This is a genomic window from Natrinema sp. H-ect4 (genome assembly GCF_041894845.1).
Taxonomy (GTDB): domain Archaea; phylum Halobacteriota; class Halobacteria; order Halobacteriales; family Natrialbaceae; genus Natrinema.
In genome coordinates this window covers 1-531 of sequence record NZ_JBHDYC010000057.1, presented here as the reverse complement: position 1 = coordinate 531, position 531 = coordinate 1, and the positions used below count along the sequence as shown (strand labels likewise).

General features: G+C 57.8%; 1 pseudogene. It reads right to left on the bottom strand.

The annotated features are described in order from the left end of the window. Positions 1-531 (bottom strand): annotated as a pseudogene (locus ACEWFR_RS23780) (IS200/IS605 family transposon protein TnpB); the annotation flags it as partial.

The following is a 531-nucleotide window of genomic DNA, read 5'->3' as shown; positions in this document are numbered from 1 at the left end:
AGTGACTGGCTGAAAGGCCCTGAACGTCTCGTTCACATCGTCGTAATACAGTTCCAACCGGCCCTGTTTGTCGTACTCTTTCCAATTGGGTTCGCCGCGAACCTTGAGCCGGAGACGCTCGCGGTATCCAAGACCGTACTCCTCTTTCAGGTCTTGGCCAACAAGAATTTCGAGCCGGGAGTGTTCGCCCCATTCGACCGAGTACGACGTGTTTCGGATGTATGTCCGCAGTTCGCGCCCCTCGTCTTGGTTGCCCCAGAAGCCGGGCTTGCCGTTGGCTTCGCCCTTTTCTCTGAGTGCGAAGAACGAGCGCCACGCTTCGCGGTTCTTGCGCTCGATCTGTTGAACGGTCGAAGAGCCGAGCGTACCGCCGTACCGACCGCGGTACTCGTCGATTTCCCAAACGTCGCCGTCCGGGTCGTCGAAGTTGGTTCGGCGCTAATAATTGATCTCGTTCCAGAGAGCGGCTGAAGCGTCCAACAGTCGACGAAACAACTCCCCGTCCTCGTCGGACTGGGGAACTACTTCGAA